Origin of the sequence: Colwellia sp. PAMC 21821 (assembly GCF_002077175.1) — a bacterium.
In the GTDB taxonomy this organism is placed as follows: domain Bacteria; phylum Pseudomonadota; class Gammaproteobacteria; order Enterobacterales; family Alteromonadaceae; genus Cognaticolwellia.
Map to the genome: position 1 here is coordinate 1,739,588 of NZ_CP014943.1, position 22,005 is coordinate 1,761,592.

General features: G+C 39.1%; 18 protein-coding genes and 1 pseudogene. 6 read left to right on the top strand and 13 right to left on the bottom strand.

Annotation, left to right across the window (positions count from 1 at the left end; all coding sequences use genetic code 11):
* Nucleotides 1–47 precede the first annotated feature (47 nt).
* From A3Q33_RS07370 to A3Q33_RS07385, 4 genes are read right to left on the bottom strand one after another with little or no spacing between them, the layout of a single operon-like run.
* Nucleotides 48–581: a pilus assembly protein PilP gene (locus A3Q33_RS07370; protein ID WP_196798066.1), complete on the bottom strand. Its 534-nt coding sequence runs from the start codon at nucleotides 579–581 to the stop codon at nucleotides 48–50.
* Complete coding sequence (locus A3Q33_RS07375; protein WP_081179386.1) at nucleotides 581–1,186, bottom strand: type IV pilus inner membrane component PilO; 606 nt, start codon at nucleotides 1,184–1,186, stop codon at nucleotides 581–583. Before A3Q33_RS07375 ends, A3Q33_RS07370 begins: the two co-directional genes overlap by 1 nt.
* On the bottom strand, nucleotides 1,186–1,764 hold the full coding sequence (locus tag A3Q33_RS07380; RefSeq protein ID WP_081179387.1) for a PilN domain-containing protein: 579 nt from the start codon (nucleotides 1,762–1,764) through the stop codon (nucleotides 1,186–1,188). The genes A3Q33_RS07375 and A3Q33_RS07380 overlap by 1 nt, the downstream gene beginning before the upstream one ends.
* Nucleotides 1,752–2,831, bottom strand: a complete 1,080-nt coding sequence (locus A3Q33_RS07385; protein ID WP_081179388.1) for a pilus assembly protein PilM — start codon at nucleotides 2,829–2,831, stop codon at nucleotides 1,752–1,754. The genes A3Q33_RS07380 and A3Q33_RS07385 overlap by 13 nt, the downstream gene beginning before the upstream one ends.
* A 131-nt stretch (nucleotides 2,832–2,962) precedes the next feature.
* Between A3Q33_RS07385 and A3Q33_RS07390 the strand changes: the two genes are divergently transcribed.
* Entirely contained in the window at nucleotides 2,963–5,539 is a 2,577-nt protein-coding gene (locus A3Q33_RS07390; protein ID WP_155866726.1) for a penicillin-binding protein 1A, read from the top strand.
* Between the two features lie 460 nt (nucleotides 5,540–5,999).
* Entirely contained in the window at nucleotides 6,000–7,610 is a 1,611-nt protein-coding gene (gene pckA / locus A3Q33_RS07400; RefSeq protein ID WP_081179391.1) for a phosphoenolpyruvate carboxykinase (ATP), read from the top strand.
* Nucleotides 7,611–7,839: 229 nt separating this feature from the next.
* On the opposite strand, the pseudogene envZ reads toward pckA, so the two are convergent.
* Together envZ and ompR are read right to left on the bottom strand one after the other, a co-directional pair.
* Nucleotides 7,840–9,137, bottom strand: a pseudogene (gene envZ, locus A3Q33_RS07405) (two-component system sensor histidine kinase EnvZ).
* Nucleotides 9,138–9,277: 140 nt separating this feature from the next.
* Nucleotides 9,278–10,003, bottom strand: a complete 726-nt coding sequence (gene ompR / locus A3Q33_RS07410; protein ID WP_081150962.1) for an osmolarity response regulator transcription factor OmpR — start codon at nucleotides 10,001–10,003, stop codon at nucleotides 9,278–9,280.
* Nucleotides 10,004–10,175: 172 nt separating this feature from the next.
* Here ompR and A3Q33_RS07415 point away from each other — a divergent pair, with 172 nt between their 5' ends.
* Nucleotides 10,176–10,541, top strand: a complete 366-nt coding sequence (locus A3Q33_RS07415; protein WP_081179392.1) for a hypothetical protein — start codon at nucleotides 10,176–10,178, stop codon at nucleotides 10,539–10,541.
* A 16-nt stretch (nucleotides 10,542–10,557) separates the two neighbouring features.
* On the opposite strand, the gene A3Q33_RS07420 is transcribed toward A3Q33_RS07415, so the two are convergent.
* Entirely contained in the window at nucleotides 10,558–11,058 is a 501-nt protein-coding gene (locus A3Q33_RS07420; protein WP_081179393.1) for a hypothetical protein, read from the bottom strand.
* Between the two features lie 219 nt (nucleotides 11,059–11,277).
* On the opposite strand from A3Q33_RS07420, the gene A3Q33_RS07425 reads away from it, so the two are divergent.
* Nucleotides 11,278–11,733: a TlpA disulfide reductase family protein gene (locus tag A3Q33_RS07425; RefSeq protein ID WP_081179394.1), complete on the top strand. Its 456-nt coding sequence runs from the start codon at nucleotides 11,278–11,280 to the stop codon at nucleotides 11,731–11,733.
* A gap of 130 nt (nucleotides 11,734–11,863) precedes the next feature.
* Here the strand turns inward: A3Q33_RS07425 and A3Q33_RS07430 are convergent, their stop codons facing one another.
* From A3Q33_RS07430 to A3Q33_RS07455, 6 genes are all read right to left on the bottom strand, one after another.
* On the bottom strand, nucleotides 11,864–14,041 hold the full coding sequence (locus tag A3Q33_RS07430; RefSeq protein ID WP_081182389.1) for a TonB-dependent receptor family protein: 2,178 nt from the start codon (nucleotides 14,039–14,041) through the stop codon (nucleotides 11,864–11,866).
* Nucleotides 14,042–14,186: 145 nt separating this feature from the next.
* Nucleotides 14,187–15,296 (bottom strand): glycosyltransferase family 4 protein, encoded by a 1,110-nt coding sequence (locus A3Q33_RS07435; RefSeq protein ID WP_081179395.1) that lies wholly within the window; start codon nucleotides 15,294–15,296, stop codon nucleotides 14,187–14,189.
* Between the two features lie 90 nt (nucleotides 15,297–15,386).
* The gene (locus A3Q33_RS07440; protein WP_081179396.1) at nucleotides 15,387–16,898 is read right to left on the bottom strand and encodes an oligosaccharide flippase family protein; all 1,512 of its coding nucleotides are present in this window, start codon (nucleotides 16,896–16,898) and stop codon (nucleotides 15,387–15,389) included.
* On the bottom strand, nucleotides 16,899–18,224 hold the full coding sequence (locus tag A3Q33_RS07445) for an O-antigen ligase family protein (RefSeq protein WP_081179397.1): 1,326 nt from the start codon (nucleotides 18,222–18,224) through the stop codon (nucleotides 16,899–16,901).
* On the bottom strand, nucleotides 18,221–19,315 hold the full coding sequence (locus A3Q33_RS07450; RefSeq protein WP_081179398.1) for a glycosyltransferase: 1,095 nt from the start codon (nucleotides 19,313–19,315) through the stop codon (nucleotides 18,221–18,223). Before A3Q33_RS07450 ends, A3Q33_RS07445 begins: the two co-directional genes overlap by 4 nt.
* Complete coding sequence (locus tag A3Q33_RS07455; RefSeq protein WP_081179399.1) at nucleotides 19,302–20,432, bottom strand: glycosyltransferase; 1,131 nt, start codon at nucleotides 20,430–20,432, stop codon at nucleotides 19,302–19,304. The genes A3Q33_RS07450 and A3Q33_RS07455 overlap by 14 nt, the downstream gene beginning before the upstream one ends.
* 320 nt (nucleotides 20,433–20,752) lie before the next feature.
* Between A3Q33_RS07455 and A3Q33_RS07460 the strand changes: the two genes are divergently transcribed.
* Together A3Q33_RS07460 and A3Q33_RS07465 are read left to right on the top strand one after the other, a co-directional pair.
* On the top strand, nucleotides 20,753–21,355 hold the full coding sequence (locus A3Q33_RS07460; protein WP_155866727.1) for a sugar transferase: 603 nt from the start codon (nucleotides 20,753–20,755) through the stop codon (nucleotides 21,353–21,355).
* Nucleotides 21,352–21,990 (top strand): acetyltransferase, encoded by a 639-nt coding sequence (locus A3Q33_RS07465; protein WP_081179400.1) that lies wholly within the window; start codon nucleotides 21,352–21,354, stop codon nucleotides 21,988–21,990. Before A3Q33_RS07460 ends, A3Q33_RS07465 begins: the two co-directional genes overlap by 4 nt.
* Nucleotides 21,991–22,005 lie beyond the last annotated feature (15 nt).

Consider the following 22,005-nt stretch of genomic DNA (forward strand, 5'->3'; position numbering starts at 1 on the left):
GCAATGTGTCATAAGATTATCGTTTTTCATTTTATTAAATAGCAACATTACTTCCTTTGCCCCTCTGCACTTGTCTCCGTCATGGTAACGACAGTTTCACGTTCCACCCAGCACCCAGCGCCATCTGGGATTAACTCTAATACTTTTACATTATCTTGGCTTACTGTGGTAATTTTACCGTGATATAAACCAACATAGCTTCCAACGGCAACTCTGTGTAAGGTATTGTCAGACGCCTCAACCAGTGCCCATGTAACGCCTAATTCACCTAATGTGCCACGCATGACTAAATCGCTCAGTGAAAACTTTTCTAAAGGCTGTTTTCTTCGACGCGGGTCGGGGCTTAAACAGCCTGACATTTGTTGAATTTTCTCTTGAATAGCTTCAGGCTTAGGCACATCAAACGGGCTTCGTAGTACATCAGCCGAATAATCAAAATGATCAAACACTCTCACTTCAGGCATCGGGTCTATCGTGCTAGAAGTACCTGATTGTACATCCACAATATGTTGCTTCAAGTCATCAGTGTCACTAAAGCAACCCGTTAACAATACAGCACTTAATAAGATTAACTTTTTCATTATTCAGCTGCCTCCCGATAACGATATGTTTTAGCTTGCAGCTTCAACTTTAAGTCGCCCGAGGCTTGCTTTTGCAAATTAATGTCAAAATTATGCAGGGTAACTATGCGTGGTAAACCAGCAATTCGACTAACGAATTGTCCAAATTCATGATAAGAACCAAGCACTTCAATATCGATAGGTAACTCGATATAAATTTCTTGCTCTATTTCTGGCTGCCAATTTAATTTAACAAAATCAAGCCCGGTGGTTGTACCGACAAAAGTAATGTCATCTAGCAAGCCAGGAGTTTCATGGCTTTCAGGTAAACTTTTCAACTGATTTGCAAACATAGCTTCAGCTTCAATCATTTGCGCTTCAAATAGCTCTAAATTAGCCGCTATATGATACTTAGCTTGGTATTGTTGCTTTAAGGTAGTTTCCTCTGCTGTTACGCGTTCAAGCTGCTTAATTTGGTCACTGACCATTAACGCATAACCCAGACCTAATACCAATATAACCAAAAATATTGATAAAACAATTTTAGCGGCCTTAGGCCATTGTCCAATATTATCAAGCTCTAAGCCATCAAATTGCTCCATAAATTCCGATAAGTCAAAATTCATTATGGCGCTCCTTGCGTTGTCGGTTCGTTTAAGTTGATTAAACCTTTAATTCGAACACGCATTTTAAAGTCACTTAATAATTTACTTTTTGCATCATTAGAAGTTATCGATTCAAGTATCGCATCTTCGAACAAATCAGAACTTTCTATCTCTCTGATCATATTAGCCAGATGGTTATTCGATTCACTTTTACCGATAATATTTAAGCTATTATCTTGTTTTTCTAAGCGCGTAAGATAGATACCATTTGGTACTATTTTTGCTATTTCGTCTAAAACTTGTGTGGCTACATTGCGACTTCGTTGCAGTTGTTCGACAACACTGGTGCGTTTTTCAAGTTCTTTTTTCTTTTCGTTTAACGACTTTATCTTCGAAATGCGTAAATCAAGTATTTGAATTTCATTTTTTAAAAACTGATTACGGCTATTTTGGCCATCAATTCGCACTTGGTAAAACTGATTCACTGAAAATACAATAATAAAAGCAACTAATGCTACTATGGTTAATACCGTAAAATATTCTCGTTGCTTGGCTTTTTCAGCTTCTTCACGCCATGGTAATAGATTTATATATGCCATGGGGTAAAACTCCTTAATGCTAAACCGGCGGCCACCATAAAGCGTGGCGCTGTGCTGGCTAACTCTTCTTGATTAATATTGCTAGAAATTTCCATACCTGCGAAAGGGTTTGCTATGACGGTATGAATACCCAATTCTTCGGTGAGGAGTTGTTCAACGCCTTCCACTGAAGCACTACCACCTGAAATAACCAGATAATCAATTTTTTCTTTACCGCTAGTCGTCAGAAACATTTGTATGGCTCGACGAATTTGCTGCACAAGTATCGTGTGAAATGGTGCTAAAACTTCGAAGGTGTAATTGGGGGGTAGATCATCGCTTAACTTCGCTACTTCTGCTTCTTCAAACGATTTATTATAATAAGAAACAATGGAGCGAGTATATTGTTCACCACCGAAGAGTTGGTCGCGACTGTAAATATGCTTACCGGCTTCTGTAACCGAAAATAATGTCATTGTCGCGCCTAAGTCTACGGTAGCTATCACTTTACCCGCGGCGTCATCTGGTAACTGGTTTAATGTTAAGTCATACGCACGACTAATAGCGTAAGATTCGACATCAATCACTTTAGTTTCAAAACCACCCGCTTCTAATGCAGCAACTCTAGCTTCAACAGATTCTGTGCGTGCTGCACTAAGTAAAACATTGATTTTACTTGGATCCGATTCATTAATATCGAGTGATTCAAAATCTAGACTGACTTCATCAAGTGGGTAAGGAATTAAACTATCGGCTTCAATTTCTATCTGGCTGGCCAATTCTTGTTCGGTTAACGCAACATCCATGTAAATTATTTTTGTGATCACCGTTTGCCCTGATACAGCCGATGCAGCGTGACTGACAGACGAGGAGATTTTTTTGCGAATTTTGGCAACCACTTTACCAACGGCATCTATGTCCTGAATTTCTCTATCGACAATCGCACCTCTTGGCATCGGTTCAATAGCGACAGTTTCAAGAACATATCCGTTTTCGTTTTGGTTCAGTAAAACGGCCTTAATAGAGTGAGAACCGATGTCAATTCCAACCATTAAGGAGGTCTTTTTTTTCCATAAACTACTTAACATAGAATCCTACTAGAACATTTTATTATAATAATATTAGGTATAAAGTTCGTATAAATACATTTATTACATGCTTTTACAGGATATACTAGTACTATTACGTCAATTTTATAACTTTTATCGAGCATTTTTTTGTGTTTTCTATAAAAAACCTGTTAAAAACGGGTGCTGTGTTGATATTTATCGGATTTTTGGCTCTTGCTGGGATCTACCTATCTATGCGCGCTAATTTACCCAGTGTTGAATCATTGAAAGATCTACAATGGCAAACACCCATGCAAATTTTTAGTGCTGACGGTAAACTCATTTCCCAATTTGGTGAAAAAAAACGTATTCCGTTAACGTTAGATGAAATGCCGCAGCAATTAATTAATGCGATATTAGCGACAGAAGACGACCGTTTTTATTTACATTTTGGTGTTGACCCTATTGGTATGGCTCGCGCCATTATGGGCCAATTAACCGGGCAAAATAAAGGTGGTGCAAGTACCATCACTATGCAAGTTGCACGAAACTTTTTTCTATCTCGTGAACAGACTTATGTCCGTAAGATTCGTGAAATCTTTATTTCTTTTCATATTGAAAGCCTGTTAACAAAAGATGAAATACTCGCGCTTTACATGAATAAAATTTCCTTAGGGCATCGCTCTTTCGGATTTGGAGCTGCAGCTCAGGTTTATTATGGTAAAGACGTTAAAGAACTGACCTTAGCTCAAATTGCCGTATTGGCTGGCTTACCTAAGGCACCTTCAACCATGAACCCTATTAGCCGTCCTGATCGAGCATTACAGCGAAGATCTGTGGTCTTACAGCGCATGTATATCTCTGATTATATCACGGCTGAAGAGATGTCAGCCGCAAATAAAGAGCCTATTACAGCGATTAAACACGGTGCTGAAATTGAGTTAAGCGCGCCTTATATTGCGGAAATGGCCCATCAAGAGATGGTTGACCGCTTTGGCAAAGAGGCTGCATATACCGGTGGTTACAAAGTATTTACCACCGTAACCTCAACGCTGCAATATGCTGCTCAACAAGCGGTAGTTAATAATATATTTTCTTACGATCAACGCCATGGCTATCGCGGACCTATTAGTACACTACGCCCCCTTGATGACCAAGCAAAAACGATTAGTACAAGTGATTCGAACCAAATTACGATTGCACCAATAACTAAGGAAGAGATAATAGCCGCATTAGCTCCGCTCTCAAGTTATCACTCAATTGAACCTGCGGTTGTTACTGCTATATTTGAACGTGCTGCGAAAGTGACACTACAAGATGGTTCAGAGGTCGATATCAATTGGCAAGGATTAGCTTGGGCACGCGCGTTTATTAATGATGATAAACAAGCGACACCTCCAACGCTTACGAGTGATATTTTGGCACTTGGCGATATTGTTATGGTTGCTCCAGCGGAGGTTGGTTATCGGCTAAGTCAATTACCAGAAGTCAGCGCGGCATTGGTCTCCCTAGCACCAGATAATGGCGCTATCAAAGCGGCTGTAGGTGGTTTCAGTTTTCAGCAAAGCCAATTTAACCGTGTTACTCAAGCAAAACGTCAAGTAGGCTCTAACATTAAACCTTTTATCTATTCTGCAGCGCTAGACAGCGGTTATACTTTGGCCTCTATCGTCAATGACGCCCCTATTAACCAATGGGATAGAAGCTCTGGTGTGGTTTGGCGTCCTAAAAATTCGCCACCGGTTTATAGCGGCGAAATCCGATTTCGTTTAGCATTGGCGCAGTCAAAAAACGTAATTGCTGTTCGTTTACTTAGGGAGGTCGGCTTAGATAAAGTTATTCCTTATTTAGCCCTTTTTGGTTTTAATCCCGAGGATTTACCGCGTAACGAGTCCTTAGCACTTGGTTCTGCCTCTTTAACACCAATGGAAGTTGCGACTGGCTTCGCGACATTTGCCAATGGTGGTTTTTTAATAAAGCCTTACTTAATTGAGCGTATCGAAGACTCATTTGGCCAGGTATTATTTCAGGCGAATCCAGCCATTGCATGTGACCGTTGTGACGAGACTATTGAAACATTACCAAAAGCAAACAATGTCAGCAGTGACAGCGTTGAGTTGGTAACTTCTGAGCATGAGGCACTAGCACCAATACCAATCATTAAAGCCCCGCGTGTTATTAGTGCTCAAAATGCCTTCTTAATGACCGAAGCACTTAACTCTGCAATATGGGGTGCCGACTGGAATATAAAACCTTTTTGGCAGGGCACTGGTTTTCGTGCACGTGTACTTAAGCGTAAAGATATCGCTGGTAAAACAGGCACTACAAACCAGGCAAAAGATGCATGGTTTTCCGGCTATAGTCGTCGGATAGTCACAACATCTTGGATTGGTTTTGACAATCCCAGTCGTAACCTAGGCCAAACAAGCTACAACAGTAACCTGGGTAAAGATCAAACCACAGGTAAAGAATTTGGTGCTAAATCCGCACAACCCGCTTGGATCAGTTTTATGAGAGAAGCACTTGCAGATCTGCCGGTTGAACACTTTGAACAACCTGAAGCGCTTATGTCTGTTCGAATAGATAAGTTATCAGGAAAATTGACGACTAAAACAGATCGCTCAAGCCGATTTGAGTATTTCGAATTAGGAACAGCACCGACTGAATATATAAGCCAAGATATTAGCAGTGAGATTCTTGATGGTAGTGATTCAGATATAAGTACTGAAGATGGAATATTCGATTAAAGCGTATTTTTTTAACTTTCGCACAGGTTTTTACAATCACATATATCCTCGCTAAAAGTTTAACAATCGCTATTAAAAGTTTCGTTAGGTAAGTATGCGAATGACAATTTTGTGTTCATTCGCAATTTATAACGACATTTTTTAAATTTTTTTTCAACTTTACAAAGTAATAACAAACTCATTTTCTTGACCATCCAGTCAACTCAAGCAGAACAGTAACCACCTGTTATTGTTAGTTATAATTACATAACACAGAACATACCCTCTTTAGTAGCATGGTTATTAATACAGCGCTTAATAATCTCAAGCGTGAAAATACTGAAAGTAACTATGAAAACTTTCACAACGAAAGAAAAAAAACTTTCGTTTTGCTCATCGATCACCTAAAATTGCTGTCCAAACTCGGAAAACCGAAACTAATCATACAAAAAATAGTCATACCTTTAGGAGCGAATTCGCAATGGCAGCTTTAGAAAACTCAATCGATTTATCTTCATACGGCATCAGTAATGTTGCTGAGATAGTTTACAATCCTTCTTATGAGTTACTCTTTGCTGAGGAAACAAGATCCGACCTCACAGGTTTTGATAAAGGCATTGTCACCGAACTCGGCGCTGTTTCAGTAGACACCGGAATTTTTACAGGTCGCTCACCGAAAGATAAGTATATTGTTCGTGATGATACAACTCGTGATACGGTTTGGTGGTCAGATCAAGGTAAAAATGACAACAAGCCAATGACACAAGAGACATGGACTAGCCTTAAAGGTTTGGTTACTGAGCAGTTGTCTGGCAAGCGTTTATTTGTTGTTGATACTTACTGTGGCGCTGATGAGGCTACACGTTTAAAAGTACGCTTTATTACAGAAGTCGCTTGGCAAGCTCATTTTGTTAAAAACATGTTTATCCGTCCTACCGATGCCGAGCTGGAAACTTACGAACCTGATTTCATCGTAATGAATGGCGCAAAAACAACTAATCCGAATTGGCAGGAACAAGGCCTAAATTCTGAAAATTTCGTTGCCTTTAACTTAACTGAACGTATTCAGCTAATTGGTGGTACTTGGTACGGCGGCGAAATGAAAAAAGGTATGTTCTCAATGATGAACTACTTACTGCCGCTAAAAGGCATAGCCTCAATGCATTGTAGTGCCAACGTTGGTGAAGATGGCGATACAGCCGTTTTCTTTGGTCTATCAGGTACGGGTAAAACAACTTTATCAACCGATCCTAAACGCCAACTTATCGGTGATGATGAACATGGCTGGGATGAAAACGGTGTATTTAACTTTGAAGGCGGTTGTTACGCAAAAACCATCAACTTAAGCAAAGAAAGTGAACCTGATATCTACAACGCTATTCGACGTGACGCCTTACTAGAAAATGTAACCGTTGACGCGAAAGGTAAGATTGATTTTGACGATAATTCAAAAACTGAAAACACTCGTGTTTCGTACCCTATTCATCACATAGATAATATTGTTAAACCTATATCTCGTGCTGGCCATGCAAAAAAAGTTATTTTCTTAACCGCTGATGCTTTTGGTGTATTACCGCCTGTTGCAAAATTAACACCTGCACAAACAGAGTATTACTTTTTGTCTGGTTTCACAGCGAAACTTGCTGGTACTGAACGTGGCATCACAGAACCAACGCCGGCATTCTCAAGTTGTTTTGGTGCAGCATTTTTAAGCTTACACCCAACACAATACGCTGAAGTACTTCGCAAGCGTATGCAAGCTGTTGGCGCCGAAGCTTACTTGGTTAATACCGGTTGGAATGGCACAGGCAAACGTATTTCAATTAAAGATACGCGCGCGATTATTGATGCTATTTTAGATGGATCAATTGATGATACCCAAACTCAAGTATTGCCATTATTCAATTTAGATATTCCAACCAGTATCAACGGTGTTGACGATAGTATTTTAGACCCACGTAATACTTATGCTGAAGCATCACAATGGCAAGAAAAAGCAGAGGGCTTGGCCACTCGCTTTGTGAATAACTTTAATAAGTTTACTGATACGGATAACGGCAAGTCATTAGTCGCAGCTGGTCCAAAGCTATAATCAAAATATTACTGCACTAAAGTAAAAAATTAAAAAGCCGTCATATTTATGACGGCTTTTTAATGCGCTATTGCTTTAAGAACCACTCACTTCTAAACCTTTTACTATCAGTACAAGTTATACCAAGTTGAATATTAGCTGCTCATTTTTAATGGTTAAAAAGAAAAAGTAGATCACTTAATTGGTTAATTTGGTTAAGTTGGTTAAGTTGGTTAAATTAATGGTATGACTAACCATGGCTTATAGGTAAACACACTTTAGCCTGCAGCCCACCTTCAATTCTATTAGACAATTCTACTCGACCGCTGTGGGTATCAACAATACGTTTAATAATGGCTAAGCCTAAACCACTCCCTTCTGTGCCTCTTGCGATATCTCCTTGTGTAAAAGGTTGAAATAAACGTTCGATATCAACTTCAGGAATACCGGGCCCTTCATCACAAACACAAAAGCAAACTTCCTGCTTACGTTTGTCAAATGACGTAGTCACCGTAACTTTACCATCAGAATAACGTAAAGCATTTTGGATTAAATTGGCCAGAGCACGCTTCATTGCAACGTAACGCAATGGAACTTTGGGTAAAGGTTCCGCATTAAATATAATCTCTCGCTCTAAAATACTTTCAGACTGCACCACCTCGTCTATCAAAATATTAATATCATCTAACTCCGCTTTGTCTTTACTGTCGTGGCGAATATAATCAATGAACTGATCAATAATGGTATTCATATCTTCAATATCGCCTTCAATGCCCTCTTTTAGAAATTCATCTTGTTGGGAAATCATTTCAGTTGCTAATCGAATGCGAGTTAAGGGTGTACGTAGGTCATGCGATATCCCTGCCATCAATAAATTTCTGTCATCTTCAAGCTGCTTAATGCCTTTCGACATGCGATTAAAAGCCCGGGTTACTGCAACTATTTCAGTGGTACCTCGCTCCGTTAATGGCTCAGGAAAGTCACCACGGCCAACATCAAGGGCAGCATGCTGTAAAGCACTGAGTGGACGATTAAGTTGTCGAACAAAGATCCAGCCCCCATCACACTTAAAATACCTAAAATTATTAACACGAAAATCAAAGGTGAAAAGTTTTCTTCTTCTAAACCATTAATAGGGATTTTAACCCAGTAATCAGGTGCTTGCGGTGGGCGTATCCAAAATAAATACTCTTCACCTTGAGAGATCCTAACTTCCGCGGGGCCACCTAATAGATTAGACATTTCATCAGAGCGAAAGGCATAATACACCGCATCTTGTAAACCCAATTTCATTGCGGCAGCTTCACGATAAACGCCAATGCCGGTTTCTCGCTGAAATGCTTCCCCCATTGCAGGGCTTATCGCTTCATCGTCAATATCTATAAAAACAACTCGGACCTGCTTTGCCAGCAGTTGGTTCACTTGCTGGGCATTGGGTTGAATTATATATATCGACATCGATATAAATGACACCACTTGGTTTATTAACAGCAATACACCAATTAAGAGTACCGTTTGACCAAAGGCACTGCGCGGCAATATTTTCATAGACTTCTACTACGTTAGAATTATTTTCTGTGCATTTTATACCATTAGCACGAATAATTTGCCCAACTTTACGGGTTAATCCAGCCAAATACTGCGTGTAAAGTAGAGCAACCTTATGAATATAAGTGGTATCAATAAAATTATGCTACAGACTTTCCTTCAGGTACAAACACATATCCTAAACCCCAAACGGTTTGAATATAACGAGGTTTTGCAGGGTCTTCTTCTAGCATACGACGCAAGCGTGACACTTGAACATCAATACTTCGCTCTAAGGCAGAGTAATCTCTGCCGCGCGCTAAATTCATTAACTTATCTCGCGATAATGGCTCACGAGGATGCGTAATCAAGGCCTTTAACACCGCAAACTCACCGCTCGTCAATGGCATATTAATATCGCCTTTCACCATTTCACGCGTGGCAAGGTTCAACTGATATTCACCAAAAGAAATTATATTTTCTTCTTGTGATGGTGCACCGGGCGCTTCTTGCACACGTCGACGTAGCACGGCTTTAATACGTGCTAATAATTCACGAGGATTAAAAGGTTTTGGCATGTAGTCATCAGCGCCAAGCTCTAAACCGATGATACGGTCTACTTCATCGCCTTTCGCCGTTAACATCACAATTGGAATGTCATTCGAGTTTTGGCGTAAGCGGCGACAAATAGATAAGCCATCTTCTCCAGGTAACATTAAGTCGAGCACTAACAGGTGAAAGTTTTCGCGCTCAAGCAATCTATCCATTTGCTCAGAATTTGCCGCACTGCGAACCACAAATCCTTGCTCGACTAGATACCGCTCCAATAAGGCGCGTAAACGCATATCATCGTCTACTACCAAAACTTTCGGTGTTTCATGTCCCATACTATTCGTTCCACTTTTTATTTTTAAACTTGGCTTAACTATAAGTCATATTACTGCAAATATATAAAACTGTTCTACGTCAGCTTGATAGCATTTGTTACAAATTATGTTACACGTTCGTTCAGCTAATTGAATTACTTACTTTGGCTAAATATTGTGGGAGAATACGCGCATGAGAATTTGGCAGCACTTTCACAAAGTACCCTTGCGTGTTTTACGTATCAGTAAAAGGCGTAATATCATCCGCATTAAGCGTAGCATGATTAAAGTGAAAATTGCCTTAGCTCAAGAAAAGCTCGAAACCAGAGCAATGCTAAGTATTTACAAACGCTACACCAAGCGAGATGCAAGTCCTGAGGAAATGCGTATTGCCAACCAACAGTTTGTTGATATTTTAAAAGGCCTCGGCATTGGTATTTTCGCTATTCTGCCTTTTGCCCCAATTACTATCCCTTTAATGATAAAAATCGGTCGCTGGGTCGGGGTCGAAATTCTGCCTAGTGCATTTGTAGACGACAAAAAAACACCTAAACTTTAAACTTTAAAGCTAAAAACTATTTCAAATAATGAATAGCTTGATCGGTAACACACTGAGTAAAGCTTTTTTGGCGTTCACTTCTTGAAAGCCCAGCGATACTTTCAGTCACTAAACCCATTTTTTGCTGCTTTTCTTCTACAGATAAGTGTAAAAGTTGCTCATGAAAGCAGCCCTTCAAGCCATAATTTAATGCCGTATCAGATTTAGGTGACTCATCACCTAAGCAAGATATTAGCTTTTCAGCCAACTTATTTTTATCTAACTGGGTGATCATGGCTTTAATGGTTAAATTTTCATCTATTTGCTTTTGCTGTTGGCAGCTGTAAAGCATATCTGCAACCGCAACAATGGGGATAAGCGCCTCATGCTGGGCACCAAATCGTGCTTTTAGCCATTGATTCATATCCAGTGAATGGCTCTGCGTAGCGTGCAATGGTGTACTCAGAAACAAAGTGAATACACTCGACAATAAAAAATAATCATAGCTATTTTTTGGGTTAAAAAATTTGATGGTCATACGGTACCCTTAACATGTGACTGAACTCGACTTTACCAAGCTTATATTTAATCACCCAAAGTTAAAAACTCAATATTGAGTCATTGTGGTAAAGCTTAAAAAGCGTCCAAATTTTGCTATTGCTGACTAACGTGGTTAAATGACGATAAATAAGGTCTAAATAATGTTGTCTATATCGTGATACAAAACTTTAAAATATACTTTTTTCTTTTAACAATCATGACATTTTCTAGTCAGTTATCCGCTACTAATAATGTTAACGTAAATACTGATTCGAATACAATTGAGTTATTAGACCAGCATTTAAAAAATGAAATAGGCAATGTTGTTTACGTAGATTTTTGGGCTTCTTGGTGCATTCCATGTCGTAAATCATTTCCTTGGATGAATAACCTAAAAGCGCAGTATCAAGCACAAGGCTTAACCATCATAAGCATTAATCTGGATCATAGTCGTGAGTTAGCTGACGAATTTTTAATGACAATACCAGCCAATTTTCCGGTTATTTATGATCCTAAAGGCTTAATTGCTAGAAAGTATAAACTAAAAGGTATGCCAAGCAGCTTCATCATTAATCGACAAGGCCAAATTGTCAGTGGCCATGTTGGTTTTAATCAAGAGAAGCAATTGGCTTACGAAAAAGAAATTCAAACGCTATTAAGCAGCAGGCTTTAATAAGGCCAAGCTATCCTATTAACTTATAATAGCCATACCTTCACCGTTAATTTATTCAGTAAAAGCAAAAAGCGAGCTTATAGCTCGCTTTTTAAATCGTTAATACATAACTTAACAATAATACGATAACTTAAAAACTATATTTATAGCCTAAAGTTACACTGCGAGGCTTACCTGCCATAATTGAACCATGTGCACGTGTTGCCATGTATTCTTTATCAAGTAAGTTATCTACATTAAATGTAATTTCTTGATTATCTGCAATATTGTAATGCGCAGCTAAGTCAACCACAGTGCGACTGTCAATGGCTTCACTCGCAACAACACTACCTTGACCTGCTGTCGTACGCATTTTATCCATGTAACGTACTAGAATATCACTACGCCAATTTTCACCTAATAAGCCGACACTAAATTGTAATTGGTTTTCAGGTACATAAGGTAGTTCGTCACCAACAGCAACATTACCCCATGTGTCTAAACCTGAGTCAAACGCATTTTGAAACTCGGTTTCGGTAAATGTATAAGTTAAATCGACAGGAATTTTTATTGCACCTGCGGTAAATTCGTAACCAGTTTTAACTTCTAAACCCGAAACGTTGACTGCACCAGCATTATATTGGTTGCCGATAAGTTCTTCATCACAACCTTGGCTAGCCGTACAGTTACCATGCATATTTTCGTAATCAGAATAGAAATATAAAACTTCCGCGCTTAATGCATCTTTATTAAAGCGTAAACCTAGTTCGTAGTTAATGCTTTCTTCGTTTTCTGACTTATCATTACCTGGTGCTGGCGGCGCGAAGCCTTTTTGTACTCCACCAATAACCACTAAATCTTTGTTCACACGGTAAGTAACCGCAAGTGAAGGTAATAAAACCTGCACATCGTTGCTAACATCTTTTGTTAACGGCTCATTTCTATCAATAACGCCTTTTGCCCAATCTTTACGCGATATGGTCATATCTTCAAAGCGCAAGCCAGCATTAATAATAAAGTCACCTATGGTGAATTCATCATGTACAAATAAAGCTATAGCCTTTGCTGAATCTATACGATTAGAATCAGTACCTTGAATGCCTGCTTCAGTCAGGGTCATTTCATAAGCCGTATTATCTAAGCTGTACGTATCAACCCATTGGAAACGATCCATATTATCTTCATGGTAACGTGCACCAAATTTAACTTGATGGGCGCCAAAGTCTGCATCTAAAACGGTTTGTATACCTTGTGATTCGTAAACTCGACTGTTAGCTTTCACTTCAACACTGATATCATTACTCGCAAATGAACCGTTATCAAAAGCCGCAGCGTCATCAATACCGCCACTACTTAGGCTATTACCATTCACTTTATTCGTTTTATACCAATTGCGACTGAACTCATTATAGTAAGCTGACGTACCTAAAATGAAACGTTCTGACAATTTAATGTGATGATTCACTTGAAACTGTTTATGACTCGTATCCATGTTATCAAGCTGTGATGCAGAGTAACGCGTATATGGGTTAGCGTTAAAATCACTTTCAGTTAAGCCCATATAAGTTTCATCTGAGTTTTCATCTGAATACTTTAATTTAAACTCTAACTCCTGATAATACTTTGCGTCGACATCACTGTTGATCAACACTTTTGCCATAATGTCATTTTTTACGAAGCCCGTGTCATCACCGGTATGATTAACATTTTTAAAACCATCAGCTTGGTAGCGAAATACTTCGACGACTGACGATACATTTTTTCCTGCACCACCCACATAAGCATGAGCTTTAGCAAAGCCGTCTTCACCGGCACTTAAATTGACTTGCCCTGCAAGCGCCTCATTCGGAATACCGCGAGATACCATGTTAACCACGCCGCCTGTTGTGCGAGGTCCATACATGGCACTTGATGTACCTTTTAGTACTTCAATTTGTTGCATACGACCCGCGGTTGGGAAGTAATAAGCAGAAGGAGCTGAATATGGTGCTGGCGCAGCTAAAACGCCATCTTCCATAATGGTGACTTTTTCACTTCGGTTCTGGCCAGTTCCACGCATACCAATGTTAGGGCGCAAGCCGTAGCCATCTTCTTCTAAAACATAAACGCCAGGAACCGATGTTAAGGTACGCATAATATCGGTAAAATCGAATTTCTCTAATTCTGCCTGAGAAATCATGTGAGCACTGCCTGGTACATCATTAACCGACTGAGCATTACCGAAAATAGCTAAATGTTCCATGTCATCATCTGCAACAGCAGTATTTAACAAAACACTAACAACAGATAAAGCGATCAAAGCGGGTTGAAAAAGAGAAGAAGTTCGCATGCCTAAGCCTATAAAAGAAACAATAATTTTAATTGCCCGCATTTAATCACGAAACTAAATAGGAATCAATATCATTTGCATTATTTATCATTCCTAATTGATATATAACCCACTCATCAATATCACCGGCTTTTGTCAGTCAAGACTAACGCGTCATAATAGAGCTAATAGCTTCGTTAACCTGCACGACATTAAACTTATCTAGCACCATTTTACGACTGTAATCAGCCATGCTTTGCCATTGCTTTGGATGTTCAATAAACCAAATCATACGACTCGCTAATTCATCTACATTACGTGGCGGCACTAGCCAACCATTTACGCCATTAATTACCGTATCTCTGCAACCTGCAGCATCGGTAGTGAGTATCGGACGCCCTATGCTCATGGCTTCCAATACCGTTCTAGGTAAACCTTCATGATAAGATGGTAGTGTATAAATATGACAGGCCTCAATAAAAGGTTTAACGTTAACTGTTTCACCTAGGTATTCTATATGCCCTTGTGCTTGCCATTGTGTAACCTCCGTAACACTGATTTTATCTGGCGAGCTATCATAGGGGCCCAAAAGCTGAAACTTAGTATCTGGGTAACGTTGTTTCACTATTTTAGCGGCGTCAGCAAACTCTCTTATACCTTTATCGCCTAATAACCGGGCAATGAGGAGAAAGGTAGTGTCTTGACGAGGTAAAGCTTGTTGTTGGTACTCTGAAACATCAACCCCAGAACCAAAAACTCGGTAACATTTCTTAGACTCAGCCAAGCCTAACGCTATGAATAATTGTCGATTGTCTTGATTTTGAAAGATGACACTTTTTGCGTTAGCCAGCGAATATTTATATAAGTGCTTAACAATAAAGTTTACCGAATTACGCGTGAAAGAACCTTTCTCAAACGCGTATCCGAGTCCGGTGATCATGGCATGAAAATTTTTGAAACCAATCAAACGAGCCGCAATACCGCCCCAAATAATCGGTTTAATCGTATAGGCAAGTACGTGATCAGGCTTTAGAATTTGTAAGGCCTTTTTTATCTCAAATAGCGTTCTAATATCGGCAATTGGATTTAAGCCGTTGCGCTCAACAAGATAAGGTCGAAATGTAGCCCCTAGCGCTATGACTTCCCTAACAACATCGACTGAAGCGTCTGCCGTCATCACAGTCACCTCATGCCCCGACTTAATAAAAGCACTGATTAAAGGCCCTCGAAATCCAATAATGGAGTTTGGGTAAGCCCCAATAATAACTATCTTCAAAAATACGACCTTATAAGAGAGTACAACGAATTAAAAACCAAGCTTTATACTCATAGCCATGTTTCACAGCTATAGAATCAGCCTGTATCACTAATATTTACATACTAAACGGTTTATTTTTTTACGCTCACTTGGCACTAAGCTAATAACATAACTACATGCTGCGTAAATAATACCTGTAAGCCCACAAGCAATAAATAATCCCAACCAAGTGGCTGATATATATTCTGATACAACGAATGCCAAAGCTAAGGTCAAAAATATTGCGGGTAAAGAATAGCGTATTAATTCTCGATATAAATGCCACATATTCAAGCGAACAACACGATATAAATAAATATTAACCATGATTAACTCTCCCACAAATAAGGCAAGTGCCGTGCCCCATGAAGCGCCAATCATACCCATTTTTTTCACTAATATAATTGAAATAGCAATATTAGCCATCGCAGTTACAAGTAATAATAAACTGCGCACTTTATGCTTGTTCAAGGCTTGCAATACCGCATTAGTAGAGGTTTGAGCCAAAACAAACATCAGTGGCACCATAGAAATTAAGGCCACCCAATACGCTTGTGAAAACTCGGCCCCGACAAATAACTGGATAAATAATTCACCAAAGGCAGCAAATACCACAAAAACATAACCCAACACTATCATTTGATATCGACCGATAATGCAAAGCTGTGCCATTAGCGTGGTATTCGACACATTTTGATTGACCATTTGCACAATTTTCGGGGTAAATATATTCGAAATAGCACTGGCGAAGGCGATAAAACTGAACAGTAATTGACTGCCAATATTAAAAATACCTAATGTTTTACTATTGGTTAACGTGCCAATAATTAAGTTGTCTACACGCCAGTTAATTTGGTTAACAACAACATTGAGGGCTATAAAAGATGAATAAACAAATATCTCTTTCAACGTAGCTTTATCAGGTAATTTTGCCTTAAATTGAATATCAATAAATCGCTTAATATAAATAAATCGAATTAGGCTATGCAGCAGATTAGTAATGGTATCAATAATGACAATTGCCAAAACGCCAAAGCCTAATTGTAAGCAGACAACAACAGTTATACAGCGAGCGATAAACACCAGTATTTCAGTGCTTTTTTGAAACCGAAAGCGTTGATAAGTACTAATAATACCAGTAAGAGAATTACTCATTAAAGTAATAACCACGTTAACTAATAGCACTAAAAATGCCGTCTGCAATAGTTGAATTTCAACGAGGGTCATTGAGTGTTGAAATATAGTGGGTAATTTAAACCAAATGATCAGCCCAATACCGATAACAAATAATGCTAAAGCGCCATATAACACAATAATACTACTAATAAATTCTGATTCTTTAGCTTTATCGTTATTGGCCTGATAGACAGATAAGAAGCGAATGGTGGTATTCGCCAAGCCAAATTCTAAAACGATTAAATAACCTGCTAATGCAGAAACCAGACTATAAATACCATAATCGCTAACCCCTAAGTGGTTTATAATAAAGGGGATTAAAAGCAAAGCGGCAATATTTCGTATAGCTATTGAACAATAACTTAATAATACGCCATTACGCCTTTCACGGCTTAAGTTTGTCATCTACGTGTCTTTTCTATACGTGTGATAAACGATCAACATTAAAATAAAGTAGCTACTATATTTACCTAAGTTTTGTAAGCTAAAGCAGTACAAGAGAAATACTATAATGGGCAACCAAGCTAAGCGAAAAATATAACTACTAGCCACACGATTTCTTTCTGCCCGAAAGCCATAATAAATATAAGTGGCAAACAGAGCGAAACCCACTAAGCCAAAACTTATCATAATTTCAAGTAAAGTGTTGTGCGGACCCACCACTTCAGTAAAAAGCCCGGCCTGCAAAAAGTCATGATTGTAATAGGCTAAGTAACCATTAATGCCGGCGCCAAACAGCATAAAGTTATAAGGTAGCTCGAAGAAAAGTGTTATGTACGCTTGTAAAATATCACTACGAGAACCCGTTAAATCTGATAAATTATTACCACTAAACCGAACAAAGATATCTAACTCACCAATAAAAGTAGCTCCGCTGAACCAATACAGACAAAATAAAATCAGCAGACCATTCAATAAAATAAGCAAGCGGACAAACATATCCCCTATCGCCGAACGAAAATAAAAAATGAAATAAGTCAGTAAACTCAGCGTAGCGACAATAAAGAAGCTTCGAGATACGGTTAATGCCCCAAAGGTTAACATCATCAAAATGATCAGTAAGGTTGATCTCGGTATTTTTTCTCTTGGGACAATCGGCAAGTAAAAATAAATCAGTAGCAGACAAAGCAAACCAAAATTATTTGGATCACCCACGCCACCTGAAAAACGAGAAATGGCATTGAGTGAATGGGCGTTAGAAAGCACCAAATAATGCTGTGTTAAGCCGAATAAAGTTGACGTAATAACCCCGCATAAAAGTGCAAAACGTAATTGCGAAAATGAGCAGTACTTATTTTGATCGAACAATAGCAAAGACGTGAAAATAAAGAAAATTGACCAACGCACGGTTACAAAAGAAGCCATTGAAGGGTTATAAATAATGTGTGCCAACTCGTAAACCAATACCAACAACATTAACAATAATCCTGGCTGTGAATATTGAGTTTTTGCAACATGGGTCAGCAAGTATCGACCAAACATCGCCAAAAAAATACAGGTCAATAACGAAATTGAGATATAAGATGACTGAGTAAACACTTCGCTACTAGGCAGCAAAAAAAATGCTAGCTGAATACTGCGTCCAAATGGCAAGACGAATGCACAGACAACACCAATTAACACCACAAGTAATAACAGCAGTGCACTTGAGGTGATTGCATACAGTACGATAAGTAGAGCACAAAGCCCAATTTCAATATTAAGTAGCCGCGCTAACTTATTTAATATCATTCGATATCACACGAGCAATAAATATCCGCTAATTGCGTTAGCACGCTTTGTGTAGAGAATCCTTTTGCATCAAATGCCTGAGTAATATCCTCAGAGGTTAAGTTAACGCTAGGTAGTTTATTTAATTGCGCAAGCCAAGGCGACAGGTCTTCAAGCGGGTGAAATGAAATGAGTGCAAGACCCATATCTGACGCTTTCACTATAGTATTTGAAATTAAACAGGGTAAACCTGCGGCTTGCGCTTCTAATAAAGCCACGGAGATACCTTCAAATAACGACGGCATAATAAAAGCATCTGCACTTTGCAATAAATGAGGAATTTCCGGTGTTGCCGATAACAAAGTAAAACGAGCTTGTAAATTTTCGTGTTTAATTTTTTCGGCAAACTCCGCTTTTAATGGCCCCTCACCAACACAGACAAAATGTATCTGTGGATCTAACGCGTTATTCTGCGCGAGCTGCAACAAGAATTGATGGTTTTTCACTAATGAAAAGCGCCCTACATGTAGCACTAATTTTTTATGCTTAGGCAACAAAAACTGCTTTTTAATATGACAACTATCGTGCGAATGCGTTAAATATCGTTGCACGGAAATAGCATTGTTAACCACCGTAAAAGGCTTGTGGCCGTATAAAAATTCTCCCGCTTGTTTTCCGCACGCTAAGTGCACATTACTTGCCCGCGTAACAATCGCTTTAAACACCCCCATAAATGGCAACAAAAACTTATTTTCAACTCCACTGGTATGCGAATGACAAACGCGAACCTTTACGCCCTTTCGTTTGGCAAGCCAGAGTAATACACCATTTTTAAAACTATTATGCACATGCACAACATCATAGCTTTGCCCCGTTGATAGAATGTTATTCAATGCCTTTAAGTGCTCAAATGGCTTTTGCTTGATGGTAGGGATAATGTGAATCTTCCCCCCTAATGCCAAAATTTCGGCTCTTAACGGACCATCATTAAAACTAATAAAATCAAATTGGTACTTATGGGTATCTAAATGGCGATACCAGTTCATCACCACGGACGATATTCCGCCTAAGGTAAGTGCAGGAATAACTTGTAAAACTCTAATTTTTTTCATGGCGTGAATAGGCGTCCAAATATCGCTGACGGGTAGCAGATAAACTATAGCCACGGCGTTCAAATTGTTGATCTATTTCAACCTTACCCAAAGAGGAGATCAAGGCCTGTCGTTGAATTACATCTGCCCATGCCTCAACTGGAGAACTCAAATCAATATATCGACAAAGCCCTAAACCAATATCCGCTTCCAAAGGAATGCCCGCCGACAGCACACAAGGTATACCAGCAGCTTGCGCTTCTAACGCTGCCACTCCAAGCCCTTCGCTTTTTGAGGTCATCACCATGACATCAAATAAAGACAACAACTGATCAACGTCAGCTCTTTTGCCCCAAAACCTGACGTTATTTTCCAAACCTAATCGTTGAACTTTCACTTGCAGCGCTTCGTTTAATTCACCATCACCAATTAAGTGTAAACAAAAGCCGTTATTTTTTTGCGCTAAACTATGCATAACATCCAACAAAAAATCATGATTTTTAACCGTATAGAAACGACCTACACAAACAATATTAAGTACTTTTGTATTCAGTTCGTAATGTAATTTTTCATCTTCAATAACATCTTGTTTGTGTCTAATTTTGCGAAAATCAAAAGCATTAGGCACAACGTCAAAATGGGCTTTGTCGCCGTATAAAAAACTGCCGGCATCAGTTGAAATCGCAAATCGGCTAGTCGCAAATATTGCGCTTAACTTTCTACCAACTAACAACATAATGCTTGTTGATAAATTATCTGCACCGGTGCAGGTATTGCGGGCATGGGTTATTCGAGCTGAAATACCCGCGATAAAAGCAATAAAGACACATAAGCCAGAATAGTAAGAGGTATGAGCGTGTAGCGCAGTGTACTGCGGCTTTACTTTTAAAAGTTGATACAATTGCCAAAGATTTTTTACCATGCCATTTCGCGGGCTATCAATCACGTGAACCTCTCCACCTTTAGCGATCACCTCATCGGTAAAGTAACAGTGTTCGTTGGTCATAATAACAAAATCATTCACCAATACATTAGCATCTTGGCTACGAAATAAATCCATTATGCGACTTTCGGCTCCGCCAAGATTTAAATTCATAAATACATGCAAAACGCGTTTCTGCGTAGTGTTCTTCAACATATTAATGCCTTAGCCTTTATAAGTTAATCTAACTAGAGACATGAGCAAAATTACGTTAGCAGCAAGCACATTAAAATCAAATGCAAAATTAATACGGCTAAAGTGAAGCGTGAGCTTAGATAAGGCAGATGTTTTTTTGAAATAGCAGCAACGTAATAAATAATATAAACGAACAACAGCGTGCATAAGAAGACTTAGATATGAAAATCAATTTGTTATTATTGTACTGTTCAATTTACTCCTGTTATATTGGAAAATAAAGTCAAAAAGCGAAAACGGAACATTGCAGCTTTCGGTTTTCTGATTGCTGACTAGTTATTATGTATAAAATAATCAAACGCACTATAGATATATTAGCCTCCTTATTAACGCTAATTATACTCTCACCTTTATATCTTATTATTACCCGTAAAGTCGCTAATAACCTAGGTAGGCCGGTTATATTTAGCCAACAAAGGCCAGGTTTGTATGGCAAGATATTTACCATGAAAAAATTCCGTTCCATGCGTGATGCGCAAGATAAAAATGGTGTTCCATTGCCCGATAATGAGCGCTTAACCGATTTTGGTATCAAGCTTAGAAACTCAAGTTTAGATGAACTTCCAGGGTTATTTTCGGTATTAAAAGGTGATATGAGTTTGGTCGGACCTAGGCCCTTGTTGGTTGAATACTTGCCACTATATTCCAAACAGCAAGCAAGAAGACATAACGTTAAACCCGGTATTACAGGCTGGGCGCAGGTTAATGGACGAAACGCGATTAGCTGGCAGGAAAAGTTTGAGCTCGATGTGTGGTATGTCAATAATCAGTCTTTATGGTTAGATATTAAAATTATATACCTCACGATTAAAAAAGTTTTCTCGCAAGCTGATATCAGCGCCAACGGAGAAGCGACAATGAACAAGTTTACAGGTCAACAATGAAAAAGAATCAAACCTTAGTCATTATTGGCGCTGGCGGTCATGGCCTTGTAGTCGCTGATTGTGCAGAAAGTATCGGCCACTACAGTGAAGTTATTTTTCTCGACGACTGTTTAGACAAACTTAAAGATAAAAGCCACTGGCATATTGCTGGGCCTATCGCCAGCTGGGTTGAATATGGCGAAAACGTTGACTTTATTGTCGCCATTGGCAATAACACGTTACGAGCAAGTTTATTGCAGCAGTTATCTGCCGAGAACTGTTGCTTAGCGACATTAATTCACCCGACAGCCTTTATCAGTAAACATAGCTATATCGGCCCAGGCGTGGTTATTTTTGCCAAGGCTGTGGTCAATATCGGCGCACGTATCGACGAGGGTTGTATTATTAATACCGCTGCCACTATCGATCATGACTGTCATATCCAAGCTTATTGTCATATTTCTCCTGGGGTTAATATCGCTGGTGGTGTTAATGTTGGCAAATTATCTTGGTTAGGTATTGGCAGCAGTGTTGTCGAATATATAACTATTGCCGAAAACACCCATTCTGGCGCGGGGGCGGTGATAACAAAATCAACCCAGAGTAATAAACTTTATCTGGGCGTACCTGCCCTCCCTGTTCGTTCACTTATTTAATTTTTGTAGGATCAC

Bases quoted from the DNA above. Each gene is read 5' to 3' on its own strand.
- A3Q33_RS07370 (WP_196798066.1), bottom strand. From the start codon at position 581: ATGAAAAAGTTAATCTTATTAAGTGCTGTATTGTTAACGGGTTGCTTT.
- ompR (WP_081150962.1), bottom strand. From the start codon at position 10,003: ATGGGACATGAAACACCGAAAGTTTTGGTAGTAGACGATGATATGCGT.
- A3Q33_RS07460 (WP_155866727.1), top strand. From the start codon at position 20,753: ATGTATAAAATAATCAAACGCACTATAGATATATTAGCCTCCTTATTA.
- A3Q33_RS07445 (WP_081179397.1), bottom strand. From the start codon at position 18,224: ATGATATTAAATAAGTTAGCGCGGCTACTTAATATTGAAATTGGGCTT.
- A3Q33_RS07420 (WP_081179393.1), bottom strand. From the start codon at position 11,058: ATGACCATCAAATTTTTTAACCCAAAAAATAGCTATGATTATTTTTTA.
- A3Q33_RS07440 (WP_081179396.1), bottom strand. From the start codon at position 16,898: ATGACAAACTTAAGCCGTGAAAGGCGTAATGGCGTATTATTAAGTTAT.
- pckA (WP_081179391.1), top strand. From the start codon at position 6,000: ATGGCAGCTTTAGAAAACTCAATCGATTTATCTTCATACGGCATCAGT.
- A3Q33_RS07415 (WP_081179392.1), top strand. From the start codon at position 10,176: ATGAGAATTTGGCAGCACTTTCACAAAGTACCCTTGCGTGTTTTACGT.
- A3Q33_RS07450 (WP_081179398.1), bottom strand. From the start codon at position 19,315: ATGAAAAAAATTAGAGTTTTACAAGTTATTCCTGCACTTACCTTAGGC.
- A3Q33_RS07375 (WP_081179386.1), bottom strand. From the start codon at position 1,186: ATGAATTTTGACTTATCGGAATTTATGGAGCAATTTGATGGCTTAGAG.
- A3Q33_RS07425 (WP_081179394.1), top strand. From the start codon at position 11,278: ATGACATTTTCTAGTCAGTTATCCGCTACTAATAATGTTAACGTAAAT.
- A3Q33_RS07385 (WP_081179388.1), bottom strand. From the start codon at position 2,831: ATGTTAAGTAGTTTATGGAAAAAAAAGACCTCCTTAATGGTTGGAATT.
- A3Q33_RS07465 (WP_081179400.1), top strand. From the start codon at position 21,352: ATGAAAAAGAATCAAACCTTAGTCATTATTGGCGCTGGCGGTCATGGC.
- A3Q33_RS07430 (WP_081182389.1), bottom strand. From the start codon at position 14,041: ATGCGAACTTCTTCTCTTTTTCAACCCGCTTTGATCGCTTTATCTGTT.
- A3Q33_RS07380 (WP_081179387.1), bottom strand. From the start codon at position 1,764: ATGGCATATATAAATCTATTACCATGGCGTGAAGAAGCTGAAAAAGCC.
- A3Q33_RS07455 (WP_081179399.1), bottom strand. From the start codon at position 20,432: ATGTTGAAGAACACTACGCAGAAACGCGTTTTGCATGTATTTATGAAT.